Here is a 22,639-nt window from a genome sequence, read left to right on the forward strand (position 1 = left end):
ACCGAGAGAAATGAAACGCAGAACCCTTCTGGCCTCGGCCGCCGCGCTGAGCCTCGCCGCGGGCGCCGCTTTTGCCCAGGACGTGCCGAAGATCGGCTTTGTCTATGTGGGTCCGGTGAACGATGGCGGCTGGTCGCAGCACCACCACGAATCCGCGATGAAGATGAAGGAGCATTTCGGCGACGCGATCGAGCTCATCGAGCAGGAATCGGTGCCCGAGGGCGCGGATGCCGAGCGCGTGCTGACCCAGATGGCGCTGTCGGGCGCCGATCTTATCTTTACCACCTCCTTCGGCTACATGGATCCGACGATCAATGTCGCGGCCAAGTTCCCGGATGTGAAATTCGAGCACGCCACCGGCTACAAGACCGCCGAGAACGTCTCGGTCTATTCGGCGCGCTTCTACGAGGGCCGGGCGATCACCGGCTATCTGGCCGGCGCGATGACCGAGACCAACAAGATCGGCTATATCGCCTCCTTTCCGATCCCCGAGGTGATCCGGGGCATCAACTCCTCCTATATCCACGCCAAGCAGGCGAACCCGGATGTGGAGATCGCGGTGGTCTGGATCTCGACCTGGTTCGATCCGGCGAAAGAGGCCGACGCCACGCAGGCGCTGCTCGATCAGGGTGCCGATGTGGTGCTGGCGCATACGGATTCCACCGCGCCGCTGGCGGTGCTGGAAAAGGCCGGCGCCTACGGCTTCGGTCAGGCCGCCGACATGGCCGAATACAAGCCCGAGCCGCGCATCTCCTCGATCATCGACGACTGGGCGCCCTATTATATCGAGCGCGTGCAGGCGGTGATCGACGGTGACTGGGAGAGCGTGAACACCTGGGACGGCATCGGCGAAGGCATGGTCGGCATCGGTGAGTTCACCGGCCCGATCCCCGACGATGTCGTGGCCACGGTGACGCAGATGAAGGAAGACATCGCTTCGGGCGACTATCACCCCTTCACCGGCCCGCTCAACAAGCAGGACGGCTCGGCCTGGCTGGCCGAGGGCGAGGTGGCCGACGATGGCACGCTGGCGGGCATGGATTTCTATGTCGAAGGCGTCACGGGCAGCATTCCAAACTGAGCTTTTCGGGAGCGATGAGATTGGCACCGCCGGCGCGATCCGCCCGGCGGTGTCTTGTTTTGCGGTGGCGGGATGCCTCCGGCGGGAGGTATTTGGAGAAAGATGAAGGGGCGGGGCATGAGCTTGCGGCCGGTGGCGCTGGTGTTGGGGGCGGCGGTGCGCGAGGACGGGCGCGCCTCGCCGGCGCTGGCGCGGCGGGTGGCGCGGGCGGTGCAGCTCTGGCAGGCGGGAGAGGTGCGGGCCATTATCGGCTGCGGCGGGGTGGGGCGCTTTCCACCCGCCGAGGCGGCAGTGATCGCCGGGCTGTGCCGGCAGGCCGGTCTGCCTGCGGAGGCGGTGCTGGAGGAGGCGCGCTCGGTCGATACCGAGCAGAACATCCTGCTGGCGCTGCCTCTGCTGGAGGCGCTGGAGACGCGGGAGGTGGTGCTGGTCACCGATCTCTATCACCTGCCGCGAGCGCTGCTGGTGGCACGCCGGGCCGGGCTGAGCGCGCGCGGGGCCGCGACGCCCGTGCGGGGCGCGAGGCCGCTGCCGCAGCTCAGGGCGGCGCTGCGCGAGATGCCGGCGTTTCTGTGCTATCTGCTGCGCGGGGCAGGGCGGCGTCGGTGAGGTTAGAGAACGCCGATCTCGGCCAGCGCCCCGGCGAGCTCCGGCGGCAGCTCGTCCTCGCTCTGGCGGTTTTCCGGCAGGTCGGGCGGCGCGTCGGCGGGGGCGAGGTAACGCCAGCCCTGGAACGGACGGCGCGGCGCGGCGGCGACACGGATCAGCCCCGGCGCCAGCACGATGGCGCAGCGCGCGGTGCCGTCGCTGCCGGTCACCCGGTCGAGCCGCAGGATCGGCTGGCGGCATTGCACCATGCCCTGGATCACCCAGTAGATGCTGCCGCCGGCGAGGATCTCGGCCTCGCGCCGGGGAAACATCCGCGTGACATGGCGCGGCAGCCCGTCCTCGTATCGCCCCGCCTGGGCGGCCTGCCAGGCGGCGAGGGACTCGACGCTTTCCGTGCCGACGCTGAGTTTTATCAGATGTGTGATCTTATCCACAGAGTCGCCCCCAAGCTGTCATGATATTGTAGTCCCGCGCGGGGCAGCTTCAAGGCGTTGTGCAGGGCTCGCCCTTTGCGCTACCTTTGGTGCTCTGCCGGATAAGGGAATCGCCATGAGCCGTTTCGCCGCCCCCATCGCCGAACAGATCTGGGACATGAAGTACCGCTTCAAGCAGGCGGATGGCGCGCCCATCGACGGCACGGTCGAGGACAGCTGGCGCCGCATCGCCCGCGCTCTGGCCTCGGCGGAGAAACGGCCCCAGGACTGGGAAGAGACCTTCTTTGCCGCGCTGGAGGATTTCAAATACCTCCCCGCCGGGCGGATCACCGCCGGCGCCGGCACCGCGCGCTCGGTGACGCTGTTCAACTGCTTTGTCATGGGCACGATCCCCGACAGCATGGCCGGCATCTTCGACATGCTGAAAGAAGCCGCGCTGACCATGCAGCAGGGCGGCGGCATCGGCTATGATTTCTCCACCATCCGGCCCAAGGGAGCCACGGTGCACGGGGTGGCGGCGGATGCCTCCGGCCCGCTGTCCTTCATGGATGTCTGGGACGCCATGTGCCGCACCATCATGTCCGCCGGCTCGCGCCGGGGTGCGATGATGGCCACCATGCGCTGCGATCACCCGGATATCGAGGATTTCATCGGTGCCAAGGCCGACAGCGCGCGGCTGCGCATGTTCAACCTTTCGGTGCTGGTGAGCGACGCCTTCATGGAGGCGGTGAAGGCCGGCGGCTCCTGGGATCTGGCATTCGACGGCAAGGTCTATCGCACCGTCGAGGCGCGCGACCTGTGGAACCGCATCATGCGCGCGACCTACGATTACGCCGAGCCGGGGGTGATCTTTATCGACCGGATCAACCAGGCCAACAACCTCAACTATATCGAGGAGATCGCGGCCACCAACCCCTGCGGCGAGCAGCCGCTGCCGCCCTATGGCGCCTGCCTGCTGGGGTCGATCAACCTCGCCCGCCTGGTGAGCGCGCCCTTCGAGCCCGGCGCCCATATCGACGAGGAGGCGCTGGACGGGCTGGTCGCCACCGCCGTGCGGATGATGGACAATGTGGTCGACGCCTCGCGCTTCCCGCTGCCCGCGCAGCAGGAGGAGGCCCGGAACAAACGCCGTATCGGGCTGGGGGTGACGGGGCTCGCCGATGCGCTGCTGATGAAGGGGCTGCGCTATGGCTCGGAGGAGGCCGCCGCGCAAACCGAACGCTGGCTGCACCGCATCGCCCGCGCGGCCTATCTGGCCTCGGTCGAGCTTGCCAAGGAGAAAGGCGCCTTCCCGCTCTTCGATGCGGAGAAATACCTCGCCTCGGGCAATATGATGCAGATGGACGAGGATGTACGCGCCGCAATCCGCACGCACGGCATCCGCAACGCGCTGCTGACCTCTATCGCGCCCACCGGCACGATCTCGCTCTATGCCGGCAACGTGTCGAGCGGCATCGAGCCGGTCTTTGCCTATGCCTATACCCGCAAGGTGCTGCAAAAGGACGGCACGCGCACCGAGGAAGAGGTGGTGGATTACGCGGTGCAGATGTGGCGCGACCTGAAGGGCGACGCGGACCTGCCGGAGCATTTCGTCAATGCCCAGACGCTCGATCCGCAGGATCATGTGCGCATGCAGGCGGCGGCGCAGAAATGGATCGACAGCTCGATCTCCAAGACGATCAACTGCCCGGAGGACATCTCCTTCGAGGCATTCAAGGACGTCTACATGATGGCCTACGAGACCGGCTGCAAGGGCTGCACCACCTATCGGCCCAACGAGGTGACCGGCTCGGTGCTGACGGTGAGCGAGACCGCCGACGTGGCCCCCGGTGAGGCCCCGGAACAGGTCCGGGGCACGCAGGAGGGCGCCGAGGTGGTCTATATGTCCGAACCGCTGGACCGGCCGCAGGCGCTTGAGGGGCAGACCTACAAGCTGAAATGGCCCGACAGCGAGCATGCGATCTATCTGACGATCAACGATATCGTGGTCGGCGGACACCGGCGGCCCTTCGAGGTGTTCATCAACTCCAAGAACATGGAGCATTACGCCTGGACGGTGGCACTCACCCGGATGATCTCGGCGGTGTTCCGGCGCGGCGGCGATGTGAGCTTTGTGGTCGAGGAACTGAAGGCGGTGTTCGACCCGCGCGGCGGCGCCTGGGTGAAGGGCAAGTACATCCCGTCGATCCTGGCCGCCATCGGCGGCGTGATCGAGCGGCACATGATCGCCATCGGCTTTCTGGAAGGCGAGGGGATGGGGCTGAAATCCGACCCTCAGGCAAAGGTCGTGGGCCTCGACGCCCCGCGCGGCAAGGCCTGTCCGTCCTGCGGCCAGTACAGCATGATGATGGTCGAAGGCTGCATGACCTGCTCGAACTGCGGTCATTCGAAGTGTGGGTGAGCGGCGAGCTGCCATATAGTTGTGGCTGAAAGCAATTCTTGGCCACTTTCGGTAGGAAATTGGCCACTTTGAAAGCACAAAATGCCCACCGGCGTGAAAGCCGGTGGGCATTCGTGTATTTTGCCATTGTGGAATGGCTTCATGCCTCACTGACCATTGCGCGGCTTTCGCGCATCGAGAAGGACTAAGAACTCTCTGCGAACGCTTTGTGAATGGCTAACCCATGGAACGGTTTGGGTCATTGGCGATAGTAGGGATCAACAGAAGCGTAGAATGAACACGATGTGCCGCAGAAGAAGGTGCTTGCCGTGGTTCTTCTGCTGATATGATCGAGTTTCGCGTCCGATCAGGCGTAGGAGTCTTGGGCCAAGCAGTTTCGGAGGTGGCAACCTGAAGGCAATGTGACCTGCTCCCCATAGAGTCCGCGTTTTTTAGTTCGCTCTGTTCAGGGTTTGGTCCTCTACTGACCGTTGGTGATACTCCCACGGTGTGAGCCCGTCGAGGCTCGTGTGGGGGCGATGGTGGTTGTAGTCTTCGCGCCAGGCCGAGATAAGCTCCCGGGCGTGGCGCAGGTTGGCGAACAGGTGCTCGTTCAGGCACTCGTCGCGCAGGCGGCCATTAAAGCTCTCGACGAAGCCGTTCTGCATGGGCTTTCCTGGCGCGATGTAATGCCACTCGACCTTGCGGTCCTCCTGCCATTTCAGGATGGCATTCGATGTCAGCTCCGTTCCGTTGTCACTGACCACCATACATGGATAGCCGCGCACCCGGGCGATGCTGTCGAGCTCACGGCCGACACGTTGCCCCGACAGCGAAGTGTCCACGACCGTCGCCAGGCATTCCCGGCTGAAGTCGTCGATGACGCACAGCACCCGGAACCGGCGCCCGTCTGAGAGGCTGTCCGAGACGAAGTCCAGGGACCATCGCTGGTTCGGCCCTTGTGGGATCGCCATCGGGGCCCTCGTTCCGATCGCGCGCTTGCGACCGCCGCGCTTGCGCACTGTCAGGCCCTCTTCCCGGTAGATCCGGTAAAGCTTCTTCCAGTTCACCTTCCAGCCTTCGCGACCAAGAAGCAGGTGCAGCCTTCGATAGCCGAAGCGACGCCGTTCGCTGGAAATCGCCTTCAGCCTCTCCCGCAGCTCGGCGTCTACAGGTCTAATTGATCCACGTCGATACACACGCGGGTCGATCCCGGCCAGGGCACAGGCCCGCCGCTGGTTGTAGTTCTTCTCTGTCATGGCCCAGTCCACGGCTCGTCGCCTTGCACCGGGCTTCAGAAGTTTTTTCCCAGCATCTCCTTGAGCGTGGCCACATCCAGCATCTGCTCCGCGAGCATCTTCTTGAGCTTCGCATTCTCAGCCTCCAGCGCCTTCAGCCGTTTGGCCTCCGACACCTCCATGCCGCCATACTTCGAGCGCCACTTGTAGAACGTGCCGTCACTGATGCCATGCTTCCGGCACAGCTCCTTGGCACCTATCCCGGCCTGGTGCTCCTTTAAAATGCCAATGATCTGCTCTTCGCTGAAACGGCTTTTCCGCATTGTCTGTCTCCTCGTTTGGAGAACAGGCTAACTTCAAAACGCGGACTTTTCAGGGGAGCAGGTCACACCCAACGCGTTATCACGCGCCCCGTACGAGCTACCGAAAATTCTTGCCCTGATTTCTGAAATCGATCCGTCATTGACTTCCGACTATCGTTATCTGCGCTTGATCGATTTGCTGGAGCGGTGTTAACGGCGACCTGGTCTTTCGTTTGAAAGTTCAACTCGCATCAAATGGCACGCAATTTGGCGCCTGGCATTGTACTTCCTCCCGCTAAATCGCGGCTTACTGCCAAGCCGCGAACGACCGCTCTCCGCCCATGTCGTTGCTACCTTGGCCCTTGAAACGCGTATGATCGCTATCTTCGGCCTGGCTTGTCCAATTGGCGCTGCCGCTTTCCGGCACCTATTTAGCCACCTGTTCGCTTGCCTGCTTAACGACCTAACTTCGACTTTCCTGCGCAATCAGGGAAACGTACGCAGCCCAGGAAAGCCCCGTATCTTCCCCTCCGTTCCACGAGCCAGCCGTCGGTGCATTCCGGGCAAGGTGCTTGGACGGCTCCGCACTCTCCGCAATTCTTCTCGCCTTTCGGTTCCTTGCGAACCGGAAGCCCGGTGCCGCAAGCGGGACAGGCGGGCATGCGATTGCCGCAGTGCTTGATGTGCTCGCAACGGTACCAGCCTGGGCCATCAACGCCGGGCATGAACAGCAGGCGGCCACCACATTGCCCGCATGTATGGGTGCGCTCCTGGGCCTCGCTTGGGCTGGCTACGTCATAGATGGGATCTTTCAGCAGTTCCGTGACGAAGGCTGAAGGGCGCGCTTCGGACGCCAGGATCGTGACCGTTCGGCGTGCCCGGGTCATGGCGACATACATCACGCGGCGCTCTTCAGCGTTGGCGAAGGGTTCCGCTTCGGGCGAGACAAGGGCGAGAAGAGGGTCGTCGACGATCATCGATGGAAAGCCCATGCGTGCGCTATCGGCGCCGAGCAGGACAACGTGGTCGGCCTCCAGGCCCTTTGAGGCATGGATAGTCTTGAAGGTGATCGTCAGGTTCGGATGCCGTCGACGAAGGCTGCGCATGTCGGGCTCGATAAAGCGGTAGCGGCCCAGCAAGAGCACCGTTGCCTTGCGACCAAGAGGAGCAGGCTCTGCCGCCAGAGCTTTCAGGCTGTCGTCCAGCACCTGGTCGCCGGTCTCGCGCCGAGTCCAGGCAATCCGGATTACGGGATGCTCTGCCTCGCCGGCAGGAACAACCATCTTGGTGATCTGCGCCGGGTTGCACAGCACGAAGCGCCGGGCAGCCAGGGCGATCTTGTCGACCGACCGGAACGTCCGTCCGAGGTCGACCGTGCGGTGGACACCGGTGTGGCCAGCGAAGACGCCGCCGAACTCGCGACCGAAGTTGCGCATGATGTGGATGTCGGAGCCGGCAAAACGGTAGATGGACTGCCAATCGTCGCCGACGGCAAATATCCTCGTCTCCGCATGCTGGTTTTTGAGCGCCTGGATTAGCCGCGCCCGGCCGGTCGAGATGTCCTGGAATTCGTCGACAAGGATATGGCGGAACGGGCTCACGTAACGCCCGCTTTCCACCAGCGCGGTCGCGCGGTTCACCATGTCCTCGAAATCGATGCGCTCGCCCAGCCTGTCCTGATATTCGCGGTATACCGCCCCGAAGATCTTGAGAAAGGCATCGCCGCGTTTGCCCATCTTCAGGGTCGCGGCCTTCGTCTCGCAATCGCCCAGGTGATAGCCGCCGTTCTTGAAGTGCCGCAGGAAGGTCGCGATCAGTGACGTGAAGCCGTCGACGACACCAAGGGATGTCACGCTGTCGTAGATCTCGAGGGCAGGGCGCGGGCGGAGCGTGACATGCGGCGCGACCTTCTCTGCCAGCGCTTCGAGCAACCGGCCTTCCTCGTTCTCCCAGCTATAGGTCTCGATCAGGGTCGTGCCGTGTTCAGCATGGACCTGGCGTTTCCAGGCCATGCCCTCTAGGTAGGCGTCGCGATCGATGAAGGGGGCGGTGGTCAGCTCCTCCGTACCGTCCGGCTGTGTTGCCTTGCGGACGCCGAAATGCTCGAGATAGACCCCGCTCTCGGTGAGCCGGAAGTCCGGTGTGTAGGCGCGCCTGCCGGTCCCGGTCAGCTCGTGCTCGTAGGTCGGCTCGTACTTGTAGGCGATGCCATTCAGGTACAGCCAGTTGGCGATCGTCAGCTCCTCGAAGCTGGCGACGGTGTCGCCCTTCAGGCTTCGCAGGTTCCGGCTTTCAACCTCGGAATACCACTTGTGGGCGGAGTCGTAGTCCCATGCATTGGGGATATCGTCGAAGAAGCCGGCGAACCAACCCACCACGGTTCCGGCGATGTCGGCCATCCGGCTCACGATGTTCCGCAGGATGTCCTTGATCAACTGGAGGAAGGCCTTGTCGTCGGTCGCCGTCGGTGCGAGGGGCGGTTTTTCGCCCTCGACCGTACCGATGATCTCGTAGGCCAGGGCGTGGAAGGTGCGCGCCATGATCGGCACGCCGCACCGCGCCTCGATGCGATCGGACATTTCGGTGGCGGCATCCTTGGCGAAGGCCAGGAGCAGAAGCTCATGCGGCTGCCGGATACCGGCCTTCACCAGATAGGCAGCCTTGGCGGTGATGACCGAAGTCTTGCCCGAGCCGGCACCGGCGAGGACGAGCGTTGCATCTTCGTCGACCACGACGGCCAGCCGCTGCTCCGGCGTCAGCGGCATGGACTCGACGGTTTCGAAGAACTCTTTCCAGTCCGCCAGCTGCTGGTCGGTAAAGGCTGCGATTGCCGCATCGCGGAGTTGCTCTGGATTGCGGGCGAACTCCATGATCGGAGACAGGCGCGCCATCGTCTCCTCGCCCAGGGCTGCTGGGTTGAGCTTCTTCAGGACGTGGGCGTCGAGGTCGGCGGCATGGCTGGCGACTGGGTCTACAAGGCAGGCGGCGGGATATCTCGTCGGTGCCTTCAATCCCTCGATTGCCGTCATCAGGGCCGCAATCGCGTCGTCTTCCTTGGAAAGCTGGGCAAGATTGTAGCCTGACCAGGCTGTTTCGACAGCTTGTGCGAAGGCTCTGGCGGGTGCCTCCTGGACCCCGGGCAGCAGGACGCAGGACTGGTTTCCGAGATCCAGGGTGAGGCGGGCGGAGACACGGCCACGCTGTACCACGGGACTTGCCGCGATCTCCGAGAGGTGGATCCAGGCATGAGCGCCGCCGGACGCCGCAATGGTGTCGTCCTGGAGTGCCAGCTCTCGCGGGTGCTTGCGGAAGGGGTCAGACAGGAAGGCGGGCAGTGGGCGCGATACAAGTTTCATCGAAATCCAGAGGTCGAGTTCCATCTCCGACATACCAGACGCTCCCCAGGTGGGAAGCCTTCGCGTCCAGGTGGCATTGACTGGTTCCGAGTACTTGTCGCGTGGAATGCGGTACGTCACGTCGGCGACATACCTTTGTTCTCAAGCGTGCAGTGTCCGGATGCGGTGGTAGCGCGCTACAGGGCGCGGGCCCCAAGGTCCCGGCCACCTTTCTCTATGAGGCTGGATGTCGAGGTTTGCGATTTGGCTGGTTTGTCCCCGCCAAGGGAGCAAACTCGCCGATCTCCAAACCGTCGAAACAGCGAATCCCATCGACACGCCCCTAGCCGCCGAGGCCTGGGCAGCGGTGCAGAAGCGGCGACCGGTACCCGCAGTGCAGCTCTGAGGCGATCTGGTGGGAACCTCGTTGCCTCAGGGGATGATCACTCCAAGACGCGTGGCAACTTTCTTCTCGTGATGTCCTGCTCATCACCTTGCGAGAACATGTCCGCCTTCGTCGCGCTGGCCCCGGGAGCGTGACGCCGATGGCCCTTGAAGTGGTCATCTGAAGAAAATTCAGAGAATATTTTTTCGCATTTTCAGGGGATTGACTCATTTCTGGCCAGAGCCTTCAAGGCCGGGCGCATTTTTCTGTTTTGGATTTTCAGCGGATTCGCGGACCTTCCCCTTGTGCAAGGTCGGCGGTCCATGAGGGCCACGTCCTGCGCAAAAGAAAACGCGCACCCTCGGGTGCGCGCCTGGAAGTTGGGGCAAAGATCGCCCGTGTATCACTTGCCAAGCTAGAGGCCGAAAATGGTCCGGGCAAGCGCGGTCTGAGCTCCAGGATGAAAATATGACTACTCCGGAAACGCCTCGTTTCCGGGAACGGAGACGGCATGTCGAATTACGAAGACTGGTTGCAGGACCAACCGGCACCCAAGAAGAAACAGCCAGCCTTGGTGGTGGCACCGATCCACGGGGTGCTTCCCTATGCTGGTGCTCTCAATCCGCTGACCCGCAGCGACACGGCCAAGCGGGTGTCGGTTGCGATCGCAACGCCGATGACGGGCGGCATCCGGCAGGTCTACCACTATGATGGCGAGTCCGAATACGCCGTCACCTTGGATGCCCTTCGCAGCCCCGAACTCTATGGGCTGGAAGTGCAGCTTGCGCCTGTTTACTACTATTGCCGTCGCCAGAGGGGAGTGTACCCCCATCATTTCGATTTGCGGCTCACCTTCAAGGATGGGTACCGGCGCGCGGTTTTCGTGCGCAACGCGACGAGCTTGGCGAAGCGCGAAACCCAGGACGAAATCGACGACATCTTCGCCGCGGTCACCGAGGACTTTGCTGACGACTGCATGGTCGTCTGCACCGATGACTACACGCGCGCCTATCGCGACAACCTTCGCCGTATCTGGGACTATCTGCAGGTGTCGGACGATGACGCGGATGATCTCGTCGAGGATGCCGCACGCAATACCAGCTATTGGTATCTGAGCGACCTGATCGCGAATTGCGACATGGAGCCGTGGCGCTGCTACCAGGCGGCGATGCGGCTCATCGGCCAGAATGTGCTCTGGGCGGACATGCACGGCGTCATTGACTATCCCTCGCGGGTCGCGCTGAACGCATGACTTCGCAGCCGCTCTACAACATCCCCAAAGGATCCATCCTGAAGCTGGATGGTCGCGAACTGATGGTGTCGGTTCGCGAGGAGAGCGGCTATGCGGTGGAGTGCAAGGAAACCGGCGAGTGTTTCACGCTGCCGCTTGAGCGGGTTGAGACTGCAATCCGACACCGGGATTGCGAGGTGATCAAGCCGGCCGACGTCGAAAGGCGGAAGGCCCTGCTCAAGCATACCGACGGCCTCGAGTGCGTTGAGCAGCTTTCGGAAAAAGACCAGCGGATTGTCCAGGCGCGCCTCGCCCTTGTTATCGCTCAGAACGAGCTGCGCGCCGAGGGCGTGAAGCTCACCCAGCGCAGCATGAACAAGAGCGGTACACATCGCCGTCTGCTTCTGACCCGCGCGGAACAGATCGCGCCTGGGCACAATTTTCTCGGGACACGCCGCGGCGGGAAGCTCGCAAGCGGCTTTGATGTTCCGCAAGGGCGGACCCTGACCAACTACCGCGACGTCTACCATCGCTTCGATCAGAACCCAGTTGTCTTGGCGGATCGTGATCGCATGAAGGGGCGCCGGGAGCCAAGGCTCTGCAAATGGCAAGAGCGGTTCATCGACTACGTCCTCAACCGTTGGCATGATCCTAAGCAGCCAAAATTGGCATCAGTTTACAAGCTGGCGACAAAAGTCTTCCACCGCTCTCCCCAAGAGATGGCGCAAGACATCAACTTTCCCTCGATCACGACGATCCGCACGCGTGCGAAGGCGATTTCTGGTGTCGTGACCGTGATCGGCCGCGGAGGAGCGCGGCACGGGACCAACACCAAGGGAGCTGGTTCTACCGATGTGCGCGCCCTGGGATTCGGTGAGAAGTTCGAAACAGATCAATATCTATTGTCGATTTTCACCTCCGGCGATGGTGTCGTACGTGCTGAGATTATCGATCCCAAGGAAGCTCCGCAGGAGCTTGCGGACAATGAGATCCGACGCTGCTGGCTCCATGTGATCCTTGATATCGCGACCCGCGAGGTGCTGGGTTGGGTCATGTCTGAAACGGCCGATGCCGATCACAGCAAGGCTCTGCTGCGCATGGCGACCCGGGACAAGACCAAGGAGAAGGTGCGATACGGCTGCAAACAGGATCCCGTGCCGCCCGTCCGCTTGGGGCTTGCGCTAGCGGACAATGGCACGGCCACCCGGAATGCAGACGTGTATGCGGGGCAGCTCGGAATGGGCATGGCCGTGATGACGGCGCGCGCGCACCAGCCCATGGATAAGCAGACGGTCGAGCGGCTTTTCGGCACGACGCAATGGGACGTGCTGAACTTCCGGCCAGGGTACACCGGTAGCCGTCCTGGCGAACTGACCGGCTACGAGCCCAAGCCCTCGGCCGAAATCAGTCATGACGACCTCTATGGCACCCTCACGCGATATTTTATCGATGAGTATCCCTTCCGGCCGCATCGCGGCACCGGGATGTACGGTGCGACCCCTCGTCAGAAGCAGGAAGAGGCCCTTCAGCTTTACGGCCCGATGGAACCGCCGTCGCAGCGCGACCGGTGTCTGCATTTGGGAGCAAAGGTTCAGGCAACCACGACGTCAGAAGGGGTCAGGGCGTTCAATATCCCGTTCAACTCTACGGAACTCCAACGCTTCGCAGCGGGGCGCCCGAAGCGGGTCACCGTTCACCTCGATCCCGACGACCTGCGGAAGGTCCATGTCACTGCCGAGGGGGAAGACGCCGTGATTGAAGCCCGCCTTAGCATGACCGTCTTCAAGGACCAGACGCTCGAAGAAGCCATCGAGATCATGGGGACTGCGACGAAGTCCAATCCGATCTTGCGGGAACTCCATGATCGACACCTGAGCGAAGCGATGAAGCGCCGTGCGCTTGAATCCGGCTTCTTCCCGGATTCCCGCGATCCGTCGAGCTACCAGACGCTCGCACAGCTCGAGGCTCGCGCGAGCAAACTGCTTCAGGTCGAAACGCGACCCGCCGCCTACATCGGCGCGACTGCTGCACCCGGGCATCTCATGAGCAGGGGCCGCACGTCGGGTGTGGTGCCGGCACGCCCAGCCGGTACGGCTCCGTTTAAACCGCCATCCGCTTCGACGCCTCCCAGGGCGAGTACATCGTCGCCGCGGTTCGCTGGACAGGCGGATGGGCCCCCAGAGACGGGGGCAACTTCGGCGCCAGACCCTGACGACATCAAGGCCATGACCTTCGGCCCCATCAAGGATAGCAAACTGTGACCAACCCCTTCATCATTCCCTCGTTGGCAAACCTGAATGCGGACCTGGCGCAGCGTCATTTCCCGCTCGCCAGGGGCGAGGAACTTCAGCAGACCTTCGCGCAGCTCTTCAGTCGCCACTTGGGGCGTCTGCGGTCCGGGAAGGGCTTCGAGGCACGTAGCCTCCTTGTGACGGGGCTGTCTGGTTCTGGCAAGACCGCCGAGATCTCGGACATGCTGAACCGCTTCAACGGGACCGCCGTTCTCTTGCCAGACGGCAAGGACGCGCGGTTTGCAAGCTGCGTGCTTGAGGCGAAAGGGTCCTGGAAGGACCTTGGCCGCAAGACGCTTCACGCCTTGGGCTATCCGATTACGAACAAGACGCGCCGGACCCAGTTTGAGATCTGGGATCTGGTCATCAAGCAGGCCAAGCTCCAGGGCGTCATCGGGATCTACTACGACGAGGCGCAGCATATCATGCGCGGAAAGTCGGATGCCGAGGTTCTGAGCGTCCTGGATGCGTTCAAGACGCTCATGAAGTCACACGACTGGCCGCTCATGTTGATCCTTTCGGGTGTTCCGGAACTGGGAGACTACGTGCAGCGCGAGCCACAGCTCGATCGGCTGATGACTAGGATCGAGTTCCAGGAAATCGATCTGAGCAGTGCGCCCGGGCATCCAGCGCAGGACTACGAAACCCTCAATGAAATCGTCGGGAGCTACGCCATCAGCGCGGGGCTCGATGTCGATGCGCGTCTACCGACGGGAGATTTCCTGCACCGCCTTGCGACTGCCGGCGCATTCCGGTGGGGATTGGTCATCGACATGGTCGTCGATGCTGTAGCGCTTGCCGTTGCCAGGAGGGAAGGGGTGGTTGAGCGGTCGGATTTCGTGGCGGCCTGGTGCGAGAAAACCGGAATGAACCAGCTGGCGACACTATTCACCCATGAAAGCTACGAGAGGATGTTCCGGAGGGACAAGCCGTTCCGGGCCGCCATCGGCACCTGATCTTCCAGGACAATTCAGTCTTTGAGAAACCCGCGCTTCGGCGCGGGTTTTTTCATGCCTAGACGCTGCAGCCCGTATGCCCACATGAGCTAAGGCCCTGATACTGCGCATGTTTTTGGTTTGCGCGCATGCTTATGCTTTCAATCAGGAAGCCGCGTCCGGCAAGTTGTTGAAAACCTTTATGAATTCCTGACGCCGAATCGGAAGTGATTGATTTTGCGCACTCATCTGCTTTCTCTGACTCATATTTGTGGTGTGGCGTGCCGCGCGACATGACCTAACCGTCTCACAAGGTCATTTTGAATGAGAAGATAAAGAAACGGCCTCGGGGAGTACCCGAGGCCGTTTGCATGTCTGGCTGTGGCGACGCCTAGGGGTTTTTGCGGGGGGCAGCACGTTAAGGAGAACAGCCGACCTCCGTGCATGACGCAGAATCGCACTCAAGGTCGTCACGAAGGGCGGAAAAGTAGGCTAACTTTAAACCGCGGACTTTTCAGGCGTGCAGGTCACTGATTACCAGAAGCTACATAGTCGGCGGTGCTACAGGACGAGCGAACGCTCCTGATCGTCACGGCTTACGCTTTCTGCCAAAGCATATATGCATCAAAGGCGTTATTGGCAGCTGCAACACCTCCGCCGTTTTGTCGTCGTCGAAACCGGCAACAAGGACGGACCCCAATTCCATTTCTACCGCCTGAAGCGACAGGTTCTGGGCAATCGCGCCGCTCTCGATATAGGCATAGCGCTTGCCGCGGTGGCCGAACGGGGGTTGATCGGAGAAGGCCGCGTTGAGCTTGTCCAGATCAGCGCACAGGGTGACGATCAGCGGCGCCGCTTCCAGCCATGGCTGATCGTCGAGCGCCGCCTGCCGCAGGTCTCGGCGTAGGTCTTGGGCGGTTTTGAGAGCGGTATCGCCGGTTTGCGCGTCCACGTCGTAGACGCCGATGGCCATCCCCTCCACCCGCCCGACCGTCAGTAACAGCCGGATCGGATAGAGCGCATGCGCGGAGGGGGCGGCGCGTTTGCCGGCAGTGTCACGCAGCCCCTGCGCGGTGTCGATGAGGCGGTCGACCGCCACGCGGGGTAGCGGGCTGTCGGCGAATTCCCGCACTGAGCGCCGTCGCGCGAGGAGGCCGGAGAAACTGCCTTGGGTCTCGGGGGTCATGTCTGCGCCTCCGTTGCAATGTCGGTCGTTTCTTGTTCCAGAGCCGCGGTCAGGTTCTGGAAAAATGTATCCGACAGTTTCTGTACGGTCGATTGCAGCATCCTGTTGCCCAGTTGCGCGATCTTGCCGCCGATCCGGGCCTGCACATGATAAGTCAGACGGGTGCCGGTGTCCTCGGGCAGGAGGTCCAGCCGAGCCTCGCCTCGTGCAAAGCCGGCGACGCCGCCCTTGCCTTCGCCCTCAAGCAGATACTGTTGGAGCGGCGAGATTTCCTCGATCCGGACGGTGCCGTGAAACCGGGCCTTGATCGGGCCGATCCGCAGGATGACGGAGGCGACAAAGCTGCCGTCCTCCTGTTTTTCCACGCGGTCGCATCCCGGAATGCTGCGTGCCAGGATGTCCTCGGAATTCAGCGCCTGCCAGACCTCTGTCGGGGTGGCGTTCAGGTGATATGTGCCGTCGAAATCCATCGCTCAGGCGACCCTGCGGCTTTGCGGGCGTTCGAAATCCGCATCGTGTGCGGCCCCGACAAGCTGCTCCACGTCGTCGATGCCGTTTTGCGCCATCCAGGCTTCAAGTTCCCGAAGCGCACGAGGGAGCGCCATCGGGTCGACATAGGACACCGTTCCGAAGGCCACGGCAGAGGCGCCCGCAGCCATGAATTCGATCACGTCGCGATAGGTGGCCACGCCGCCCATGCCGAAGATCGGCAGGCTGATCGCGCGGTAAAGCGTCCAGACCATATAGACCGCCATCGGTTTGATCGCGGGCCCCGAGAGCGCGCCGACCCCGTTGCCGATCATCGGTTTCAGCGTGTCGGCGTCGATGCACATGGCGCGCGGCGCGTTGACCAGCGCCACAGCGTCGGCGCCGGCCGCCTCGATCGCCTGTGCGACCGGAACGAGCGAAGAATAGTCCGGTGCCAGCTTCGCGATGAGCGGCAGGTCGGTCTGCTCGCGCGCGCGAGAGACGAGCCTGTAGGCGGCGTCGGGATCGTATCCGAAATCGAGCCCGCCTTGCTTCAGATTGGGGCAGGACAGGTTGAGCTCCAGCCCGGCGAATGCGTCAAGGTCTGTGCAGCGCCGCACCACCTCGGCATATTCGTCCTCGGTCCGCCCGATCACGCTCTGGATCACCGGCAGGTTGAGCGCCTTGAGGCGCGGGGCGTCTTCCGTCTCGAACTGGTCCCAAGGGATCGAGGGAATGCCAACCGAGCTGTGCAGCCCGGCCGGCACTTCCAGCACGCGCTGCGGCGGGTTTCCGGGCCACTGATGCGGGCGGATCGTCTTGGGGACCAGTGCGCCCATGGTTTCGACCGGGAAAAACTGACTGAAGCGGCCGTGGTGGCCATAGGTTCCCGAGCCGACGGTCAGCGGGTTCTTCATCTCGATGCCGGCGATGGTGATGCTGAGGTCAGGCATTGGCAACCTCCCAGGTGTTGAAGACCGGACCGTGATGGCAAACCTCGCGATAGCCGCGGCTTTCTCCGTCGCGGTCGAGGTTCACTTCGATGATGCAGCCGTGGCAGTCGCCGAAGCCGCAGGCCATATGCTGTTCCATTGCCGATTGCGCCGGGATGCCGTGCGCGCGTGCAAGCTTGTCGACCTGCCGGATCAGCCGGTTGGAGCCGCAGACATACATCGCGTCGAATGCGGTGCTTTCCGCCATGCGCAACAGGTGGTCGGTGACCAGCGCCACATCGTCCGGCGTGTCGTCGGCATGGGTAAAGACCTGCCCGCCGTGGCTGGCAAAGATCTCGGCTCCGACAAGGTTGTCTCGGCTGCGTGCGCTGAGGAACGCATGGGATGTGACGCCGCGCGCGGCGGCGAGATCGGCCAGCATGGGCAGCGCGGCGATGCCGATACCGCGACCGACCAGTGCAATGGTCTTTGCGTCTTCGGGCAGCTCGAAGCCCTTGCCGAGAGGGCCGATCAGATCGCAGAGCGCCCCCGGTTGCAGCGTTTCCTTCATCAGCCGGGTGCCGTTTCCGAGGATCTTGTAGGCGACCTGAAGGCGCGTCTTCTCGGGGTTCACCCGATAGACGCTGAACGGGCGGCGCAAAAACGGGGCGAGGCTGTCGCGAATGCGGATGTTGACGAACTGGCCCGGCTCCAGCGCTGCGGCGACAGAGGGCGCCTCGACCTCCAGTAGCCAGTATTCCCCCGTCAGATGTGTGTTCGACACCACGGGCGCATCGGTCTGTTCCATGCAGTCCTCTTTGTATTTATTGAAATTGGATACAAATATACATAAATCCATAAGCCGCGCAACGCATGAAATGAAAAAACCCGGCGCCCTGGGGCGCCGGGTTTGGAAATCACGCGGAAAATTCTGCGCGGTCAGGCGAGTTTGGCGATGGTCTCCACGTTCTGGCGCACATGGGCGCGCACCTTCCGCTCAAGGTCTTCGGGATCGCCTGCCTTCACCGCATCCACCAGGCTTTGATGCTCAAGGCCTGTGATTTCCAGCTCCTTCGATTCTGCGTAGTAGCTGCGGAAATAGGGGCGCAGCATGAGCCGGAGGCGCTGGCTCTGCTGGATCAGCAGCGGCCGCTTGCTACAGGCCGTGAGGTAGTTGTGGAAATCGTCATGCGCCGCGATCCACGCCGTCAGATCCTGGCTCACATTCTGCATCCGCCAGTGCAGGTGTTCGAGTTCGCTGATCTCGGTCGCGCTCATACGTGGCAGCGCCAACCGCGCCGCCAGCGCCTCGAGCACGGCGCGCATTTCAATGATCTCCACCACCTCTTCCGAGGAATACTGCGCCACCGAGGCACCGCGGTTGGCAATGATCGTGACGGCGCCGTCGCCCTCAAGCTGACGCAGGGCGTCGCGCACCGGCATCCGGCTGATGCCGAGGTTTTCGGCGAGCGCTTCGGTCGGCACGCGCATGCCCGGTTCCAGCTCACCCGAAAGGATGGCATCGAGTATGTAGTGATAGGCGCGCTCTACGGGCGACATTTTATTGTTGATAAATCGCTGTGTCATGCCTTCCCGCCTTTCACAGTCCGGCCTCCTTCTCTATCCGCGGGCATCTTGACCGGCCTCGCGCGTCTCGCCCACGCATTCGCAAATCAGTTCATAGTAGACCTTTGCGATGCCGACGAGGTCCTCCACCAGAACATTTTCCTCGTCAGAGTGGAATTGTGCAACCTCGCCGGGCCCGAGCATGACCGCAGCCGCCCCCTCGCGCGCAAAGAAACCGGCGTCGAGGGCGAAATTGCAGGCGAAGCTTTCCGCCTTGCGGTAGCCGGAGCGGTCAAAGGCCGCGCGCAGTTTGGCAAAGAACGGGCCGGTCTCGTCCAACTCGTTGGGATACATGATCGGCCCCGGCTCGAAACTCAGTGACCACGGCGCGTCGATCCCGATCCGCGATGTCAGCGCCTCAAAGGCCTGTTCCGGCACCTCGCCGGGAAGGACGCGGCGATCGTAGGTGATGGTTGCGGTGTCGGGCACGGTGTGCGTGGCATTGGGCAGGGTCTTCAGCGCGGTCGGCGTGAGCGTTGCCGGGCCAAAGGTCGGATGATCCGCGACGTCAAGATCGAAGTCCTCCAGCGCCTCCAGAACCCGGCGCGCGCCGGAAAGCGCATTGATACCGTTCCAGGGGGCGGAGGAGTGCGATGCCTTGCCGTGTACCTGTATGTCGAAATCGACGCGGCCCTTGTTGCCGGTGGCGATGCGCCCGTCGGTGCCGATGCAGATCACCGCGTAGTCGGGCGTTCTGGCGATATCGGCCATGGCGGCGCGCACCGCATCGTGACGCCCGGTCTCGCCCGCAGTGGTCAGCACCACGGTGAGCCTCCCGTCGAGCCTGTCCTCCGCGATGGCCTGGGCCAGGGCGCCCAGCACTGCGGTGAGCGCGGTCTTTTGCTCGGCCACGCCGCGACCGCGTACCGCGGGGCCGCGGTCGGTCTCGATGGTGCGTGGCGCGAACGGGTCGGTCATCCGGTTCGCGGGGTGGGTCATCGCATAGGCCACGAACAACAGCGACGCCCTGCCGTCGACGGGGCCGGCCTCGGCGATGAGGTTGCCATGCGCATCGAAGCGGATCTCGGCCCCGACCTCGCGAAAGCGCGGCGCGGCGCAGTCGCGGATGAAGGCATGCACGGCCGGATCCGTCTCTTGCAGGTCGGTCTGCTCGCTCGGGAACTGAACGAATTCATGCAGCAGCGGGACGAGCTTCTCTGCCGTCAGATGGCTGTGTGCTTGTTTTTTCATCAATTTATGGGCCTCCAGATATTTTTCGATTTCGTCGCTTGCATCTCATATTGGATACAATAATACTTGAATACACTTTAGCAAATCAAGATGCGCGCCCTCTGGCAAGTCAAAAACCCACTGGCGCGACAACAACCGGGAGAAGCGAATGAGTATTGGAAACCTGATCAGAGCCGGTGCGGTCGCACTTGCCGCATCGACGCTCGTCGCGGGGGCGGCCTCGGCGCAGCAAACCGTTCTGCGGCTGAGCCACACCACCGCCGAAACCATGGAGCAGGGCTCTCACTCTTGGGCGGTGATTTTCAAGGAGATGGTCGAGGGGCAGACCGGCGGTGACATCGAGGTGCGCATTCTGGGCGCCAATGCCGCCGGTGCGGAGCGTGAACAGATCGAAAAGGCGCAGGCCGGCATCAACCAGATCACGCTCAACAGCGAAATCCTGATGCCGAGCTTTTTCCCGCAGGCACGGGTTCTCGGCATTCCTTTCCTGTTCAAATCCGATGCGGTCGCCTGGGAGGTTCTGGACGGGCCGTTCGGGCAGCAGTTTGCACAGGCCTGGCGCGATGCAACCGGCTTGCGCATGCTGGGTATTTTCAATGCCGGGTTCCGCAGCTTCTTCAACAGCGATCATCCGGTGCATAGCCCGGCCGACCTTGCCGGCCTGAAGATCCGCACCGGCGAAAACGACGCGCATATTGCCATGGTGCGCGAGCTTAGCGGCAGCCCGGTGCCGATTTCCTGGTCGGAAGTCTACACATCGCTACAACAAGGCGTGGTCGACGGCATGGAAAACCCGCCCGGCCTTGCCTACGCGATGAAGTTCCACGAGCATCTGAAATATCTGACGCTCGACCGGCACCTCTTCAGCATTCACGCCGCGATGATCAACGAAGCGACCTATCAGTCGCTCAGCGACGACCAGAAGGCCATCGTGAACGAGGCGGCGAAGACGGCGACTTTGGTGGCGCGGGCCACCGTGCTGCTGGATGAACGCCACGCTTTGGGTGATCTGGAGGAGGCCGGCATCGAAATCTACGATCCGACGCCCGCGGAATACGCGCAGTTTCGCGAGCTGGGTCGTCCCGCCGTCGAAGCCATGGTTCGGGCCGAGATCGGCGACGACTGGGTCGATGCCCTGATGGCGGCGATTGCCGAGGCAGAAGCTGCGGTCGGTCAGCCCTGAGCCCCGTCCCGCATCCAGAAAAGGAGGCCCCGGAATGTTCCGAAAGTTCGATGCTGGCGTTCTGCTGCTGACAAAGGCCGCCGTCGTGGCGCTGCTCTTCGTCATGTTTGGCGCCACGCTTGCCGGGGTCTTCTTCCGCTACGTGCTCGACGACGCGCTGACCTGGTCGGAGGAGGTCGCACGCTACAGTATGGTGTGGCTTTCGTTTCTGGGCGGCGGCCTCGTGTTCCGTGAGGGCGGCCATGTGGCGGTAGACCTGCTGCTCGCCCATTTGCCTTCCCGCCGTCTGCGTCTTGCCGTCACGCTGCTTGCCCAGGTCTTGGTGATGGCCGTGCTTGCCGTCGTTCTCTGGCAGGGAGTGATCCTGATGGCGCGCGGTCAGTACATGACCACGGCGGCGCTGCGCCTGCCGATGTATGTGCCCTATGCCGCGCTGCCGGTCGGCGCCGGGTTGATGATCTACCATTTGCTGGTGACAGGGCGCGGCCTGATTGCCTCCGATACCGATGATGCCAATGCTCCGGGCTGATCCGAGGACCCATCTGTAATGCTCGCAACGACTCTTTTCCTGTCCATGCTAATGCTGCTTCTCATGGGCGTTCCGATCGCCTTCGCAGTGGCCGGCGCGGCCTTGCTTGCCATGGTGCTGCTGCTGCCTTCGATGCCGCTGGTGCTCGTGCCGATGAGCATGTTCAACGGCATGGACTCCTTTCCGATGATGGCGATCCCCTTCTTCGTGCTGGCCGGCGAGCTGATGAATCGCGGCGGCATCTCCATGCAGCTTGTGCGGTTTTCCCAGTCGCTGGTCGGGCATGTGCGGGGCGGGCTCGGCCACACCAATGTTGTGGCCAATGCCATCATGTCCTCGATCTCCGGCTCGGCGCTGGCGAATATCGCCGCCGTGGGTCGGGTGATGATCCCGGCCATGCGGGAAGAGGGCTATGACCGCTCCTTCGCGGCCAGCATCACCATCGGTGCCTCGCTGCTGGGACCGATCATTCCGCCGAGTATCACCATGGTGATATTTGCCGTGACCGCCAATCAATCTGTAGGGGCTTTGTTTCTGGCCGGCATCCTGCCCGGCGTGATCATTTGCACGGGCATGATGGGGCTGGTCTACGTCCGCTCGCGGCGTCGGCGCTACGGGACGATCACCCCTTTTTCGCTCCGCCGTGTCGGTCGGGAGTTCCGCCGCTCGTTTCTGGCGCTGCTGATGCCGGTGATCATCCTCGGCGGCATCTTTGGCGGCATCATGACCCCCACCGAGGCCGCGGCAGTCGCTGCCTTCTATGCCCTGGTGGTCAGTATGCTGATCTATCGCTCGATCAGCTTGGCAGACATCTGGCAGGTGGCGCTTTCCACCACCAAGACAACGAGTTTCATCATGCTGGTGATCGGCGCCGCACGGGTCTTTTCGGACGTCATGCTGTCTGAAGGCGTGCCGGGGCAGATCGCCGGTGCAATGCTGAGCCTTTCGGAGAATCCCGTTATCCTGCTGCTGCTCATCAACCTGCTGCTGTTGATCGTCGGATTCGTCATGGACACCACCGCCGCGATCATCATCCTGGTGCCGGTGCTGATGCCCGTGGCCATCCAACTTGGCATCGATCCGGTCAGCTTCGGTGTGCTGATGAGCATCAACCTTGTCATCGGCATGGCCACCCCGCCGGTCGGCGTGGCGCTGTTTCTGGGCAGCGAGGTCTCGGGCCTGCGGGTCGAGCAACTGGCCGGTCCCGTGGCGCTTGTCATCCTTGTTCATATCGCCACGCTTCTGCTGGTGAGCTTTGTGCCCGCCGTCAGCCTGTGGCTGCCCGAGATCTTCGGATACTGAG

The 22,639-nt window shown here is 62.6% G+C and carries 18 protein-coding genes; 9 read left to right on the forward strand and 9 right to left on the reverse strand.

The window, feature by feature from the left end:
• The first annotated feature begins 10 nt into the window (after window positions 1-10).
• The gene (locus Ga0080574_RS16405) at window positions 11-1,081 is read left to right on the forward strand and encodes a BMP family ABC transporter substrate-binding protein (protein WP_076702132.1); all 1,071 of its coding nucleotides are present in this window, start codon (window positions 11-13) and stop codon (window positions 1,079-1,081) included.
• Window positions 1,082-1,198: 117 nt separating this feature from the next.
• Window positions 1,199-1,690, forward strand: coding sequence for a YdcF family protein (locus Ga0080574_RS16410; protein WP_156876382.1), 492 nt, complete (start codon window positions 1,199-1,201; stop codon window positions 1,688-1,690).
• Window positions 1,691-1,692: 2 nt separating this feature from the next.
• Here Ga0080574_RS16410 and Ga0080574_RS16415 read toward each other — a convergent pair whose 3' ends face one another.
• Window positions 1,693-2,124 (reverse strand): DUF1489 family protein, encoded by a 432-nt coding sequence (locus Ga0080574_RS16415; RefSeq protein WP_076702140.1) that lies wholly within the window; start codon window positions 2,122-2,124, stop codon window positions 1,693-1,695.
• 115 nt (window positions 2,125-2,239) lie between these two features.
• Between Ga0080574_RS16415 and Ga0080574_RS16420 the strand changes: the two genes are divergently transcribed.
• A complete protein-coding gene (locus Ga0080574_RS16420; protein ID WP_076702143.1) occupies window positions 2,240-4,525 on the forward strand; it encodes an adenosylcobalamin-dependent ribonucleoside-diphosphate reductase in 2,286 nt (761 codons plus the stop codon).
• Between the two features lie 431 nt (window positions 4,526-4,956).
• Here Ga0080574_RS16420 and Ga0080574_RS16425 read toward each other — a convergent pair.
• Both Ga0080574_RS16425 and Ga0080574_RS16435 read right to left on the reverse strand, forming a co-directional pair.
• Window positions 4,957-6,065 (reverse strand): IS3 family transposase gene (locus Ga0080574_RS16425; protein ID WP_156876303.1). Its coding sequence is split into 2 segments (ribosomal slippage): window positions 4,957-5,816 and window positions 5,816-6,065, totalling 1,110 coding nucleotides; the frame shifts between segments, so codons are not numbered across the junction.
• Between the two features lie 434 nt (window positions 6,066-6,499).
• The gene (locus tag Ga0080574_RS16435) at window positions 6,500-9,433 is read right to left on the reverse strand and encodes a UvrD-helicase domain-containing protein (protein ID WP_237219271.1); all 2,934 of its coding nucleotides are present in this window, start codon (window positions 9,431-9,433) and stop codon (window positions 6,500-6,502) included.
• 842 nt (window positions 9,434-10,275) lie between these two features.
• Here Ga0080574_RS16435 and Ga0080574_RS16440 point away from each other — a divergent pair.
• From Ga0080574_RS16440 to Ga0080574_RS16450, 3 genes are read left to right on the forward strand one after another with little or no spacing between them, the layout of a single operon-like run.
• A complete protein-coding gene (locus Ga0080574_RS16440) occupies window positions 10,276-11,016 on the forward strand; it encodes a hypothetical protein (protein ID WP_076702148.1) in 741 nt (246 codons plus the stop codon).
• Window positions 11,013-13,256, forward strand: a complete 2,244-nt coding sequence (locus tag Ga0080574_RS16445; protein WP_156876383.1) for a TnsB C-terminal domain-containing protein — start codon at window positions 11,013-11,015, stop codon at window positions 13,254-13,256. The genes Ga0080574_RS16440 and Ga0080574_RS16445 overlap by 4 nt, the downstream gene beginning before the upstream one ends.
• Window positions 13,253-14,242, forward strand: coding sequence for an ATP-binding protein (locus tag Ga0080574_RS16450; RefSeq protein WP_076702155.1), 990 nt, complete (start codon window positions 13,253-13,255; stop codon window positions 14,240-14,242). Before Ga0080574_RS16445 ends, Ga0080574_RS16450 begins: the two co-directional genes overlap by 4 nt.
• 568 nt (window positions 14,243-14,810) lie before the next feature.
• Here Ga0080574_RS16450 and Ga0080574_RS16455 read toward each other — a convergent pair.
• From Ga0080574_RS16455 to Ga0080574_RS16480, 6 genes are all read right to left on the reverse strand, one after another.
• Window positions 14,811-15,407 carry a SagB/ThcOx family dehydrogenase gene (locus tag Ga0080574_RS16455; RefSeq protein ID WP_076702159.1) on the reverse strand — a complete coding sequence of 199 codons (597 nt, stop codon included), beginning with the start codon at window positions 15,405-15,407 and terminating at the stop codon, window positions 14,811-14,813.
• Window positions 15,404-15,877 (reverse strand): SRPBCC family protein, encoded by a 474-nt coding sequence (locus Ga0080574_RS16460; protein WP_076702162.1) that lies wholly within the window; start codon window positions 15,875-15,877, stop codon window positions 15,404-15,406. Before Ga0080574_RS16460 ends, Ga0080574_RS16455 begins: the two co-directional genes overlap by 4 nt.
• 3 nt (window positions 15,878-15,880) lie before the next feature.
• Window positions 15,881-16,828, reverse strand: a complete 948-nt coding sequence (locus Ga0080574_RS16465) for a dihydroorotate dehydrogenase (RefSeq protein WP_076702166.1) — start codon at window positions 16,826-16,828, stop codon at window positions 15,881-15,883.
• Window positions 16,821-17,615 carry a dihydroorotate dehydrogenase electron transfer subunit gene (locus Ga0080574_RS16470; RefSeq protein WP_076702169.1) on the reverse strand — a complete coding sequence of 265 codons (795 nt, stop codon included), beginning with the start codon at window positions 17,613-17,615 and terminating at the stop codon, window positions 16,821-16,823. The genes Ga0080574_RS16465 and Ga0080574_RS16470 overlap by 8 nt, the downstream gene beginning before the upstream one ends.
• Before the next feature lie 131 nt (window positions 17,616-17,746).
• Window positions 17,747-18,394 carry a GntR family transcriptional regulator gene (locus Ga0080574_RS16475; protein WP_076702173.1) on the reverse strand — a complete coding sequence of 216 codons (648 nt, stop codon included), beginning with the start codon at window positions 18,392-18,394 and terminating at the stop codon, window positions 17,747-17,749.
• A gap of 33 nt (window positions 18,395-18,427) precedes the next feature.
• A complete protein-coding gene (locus tag Ga0080574_RS16480) occupies window positions 18,428-19,624 on the reverse strand; it encodes a M20 family metallopeptidase (protein ID WP_076702176.1) in 1,197 nt (398 codons plus the stop codon).
• Between the two features lie 268 nt (window positions 19,625-19,892).
• On the opposite strand from Ga0080574_RS16480, the gene Ga0080574_RS16485 reads away from it, so the two are divergent.
• Genes Ga0080574_RS16485 through Ga0080574_RS16495 form a run of 3 tightly spaced genes read left to right on the forward strand, consistent with a single transcriptional unit; the run spans window position 19,893 to window position 22,638 of the window.
• A complete protein-coding gene (locus Ga0080574_RS16485) occupies window positions 19,893-20,807 on the forward strand; it encodes a TRAP transporter substrate-binding protein (protein WP_198039735.1) in 915 nt (304 codons plus the stop codon).
• 34 nt (window positions 20,808-20,841) lie between these two features.
• Window positions 20,842-21,336: a TRAP transporter small permease gene (locus Ga0080574_RS16490; RefSeq protein WP_076702183.1), complete on the forward strand. Its 495-nt coding sequence runs from the start codon at window positions 20,842-20,844 to the stop codon at window positions 21,334-21,336.
• Window positions 21,337-21,354: 18 nt separating this feature from the next.
• On the forward strand, window positions 21,355-22,638 hold the full coding sequence (locus Ga0080574_RS16495; protein ID WP_076702186.1) for a TRAP transporter large permease: 1,284 nt from the start codon (window positions 21,355-21,357) through the stop codon (window positions 22,636-22,638).
• Window position 22,639 lies beyond the last annotated feature (1 nt).

This window comes from Salipiger abyssi (assembly GCF_001975705.1).
GTDB lineage: Bacteria > Pseudomonadota > Alphaproteobacteria > Rhodobacterales > Rhodobacteraceae > Salipiger > Salipiger abyssi.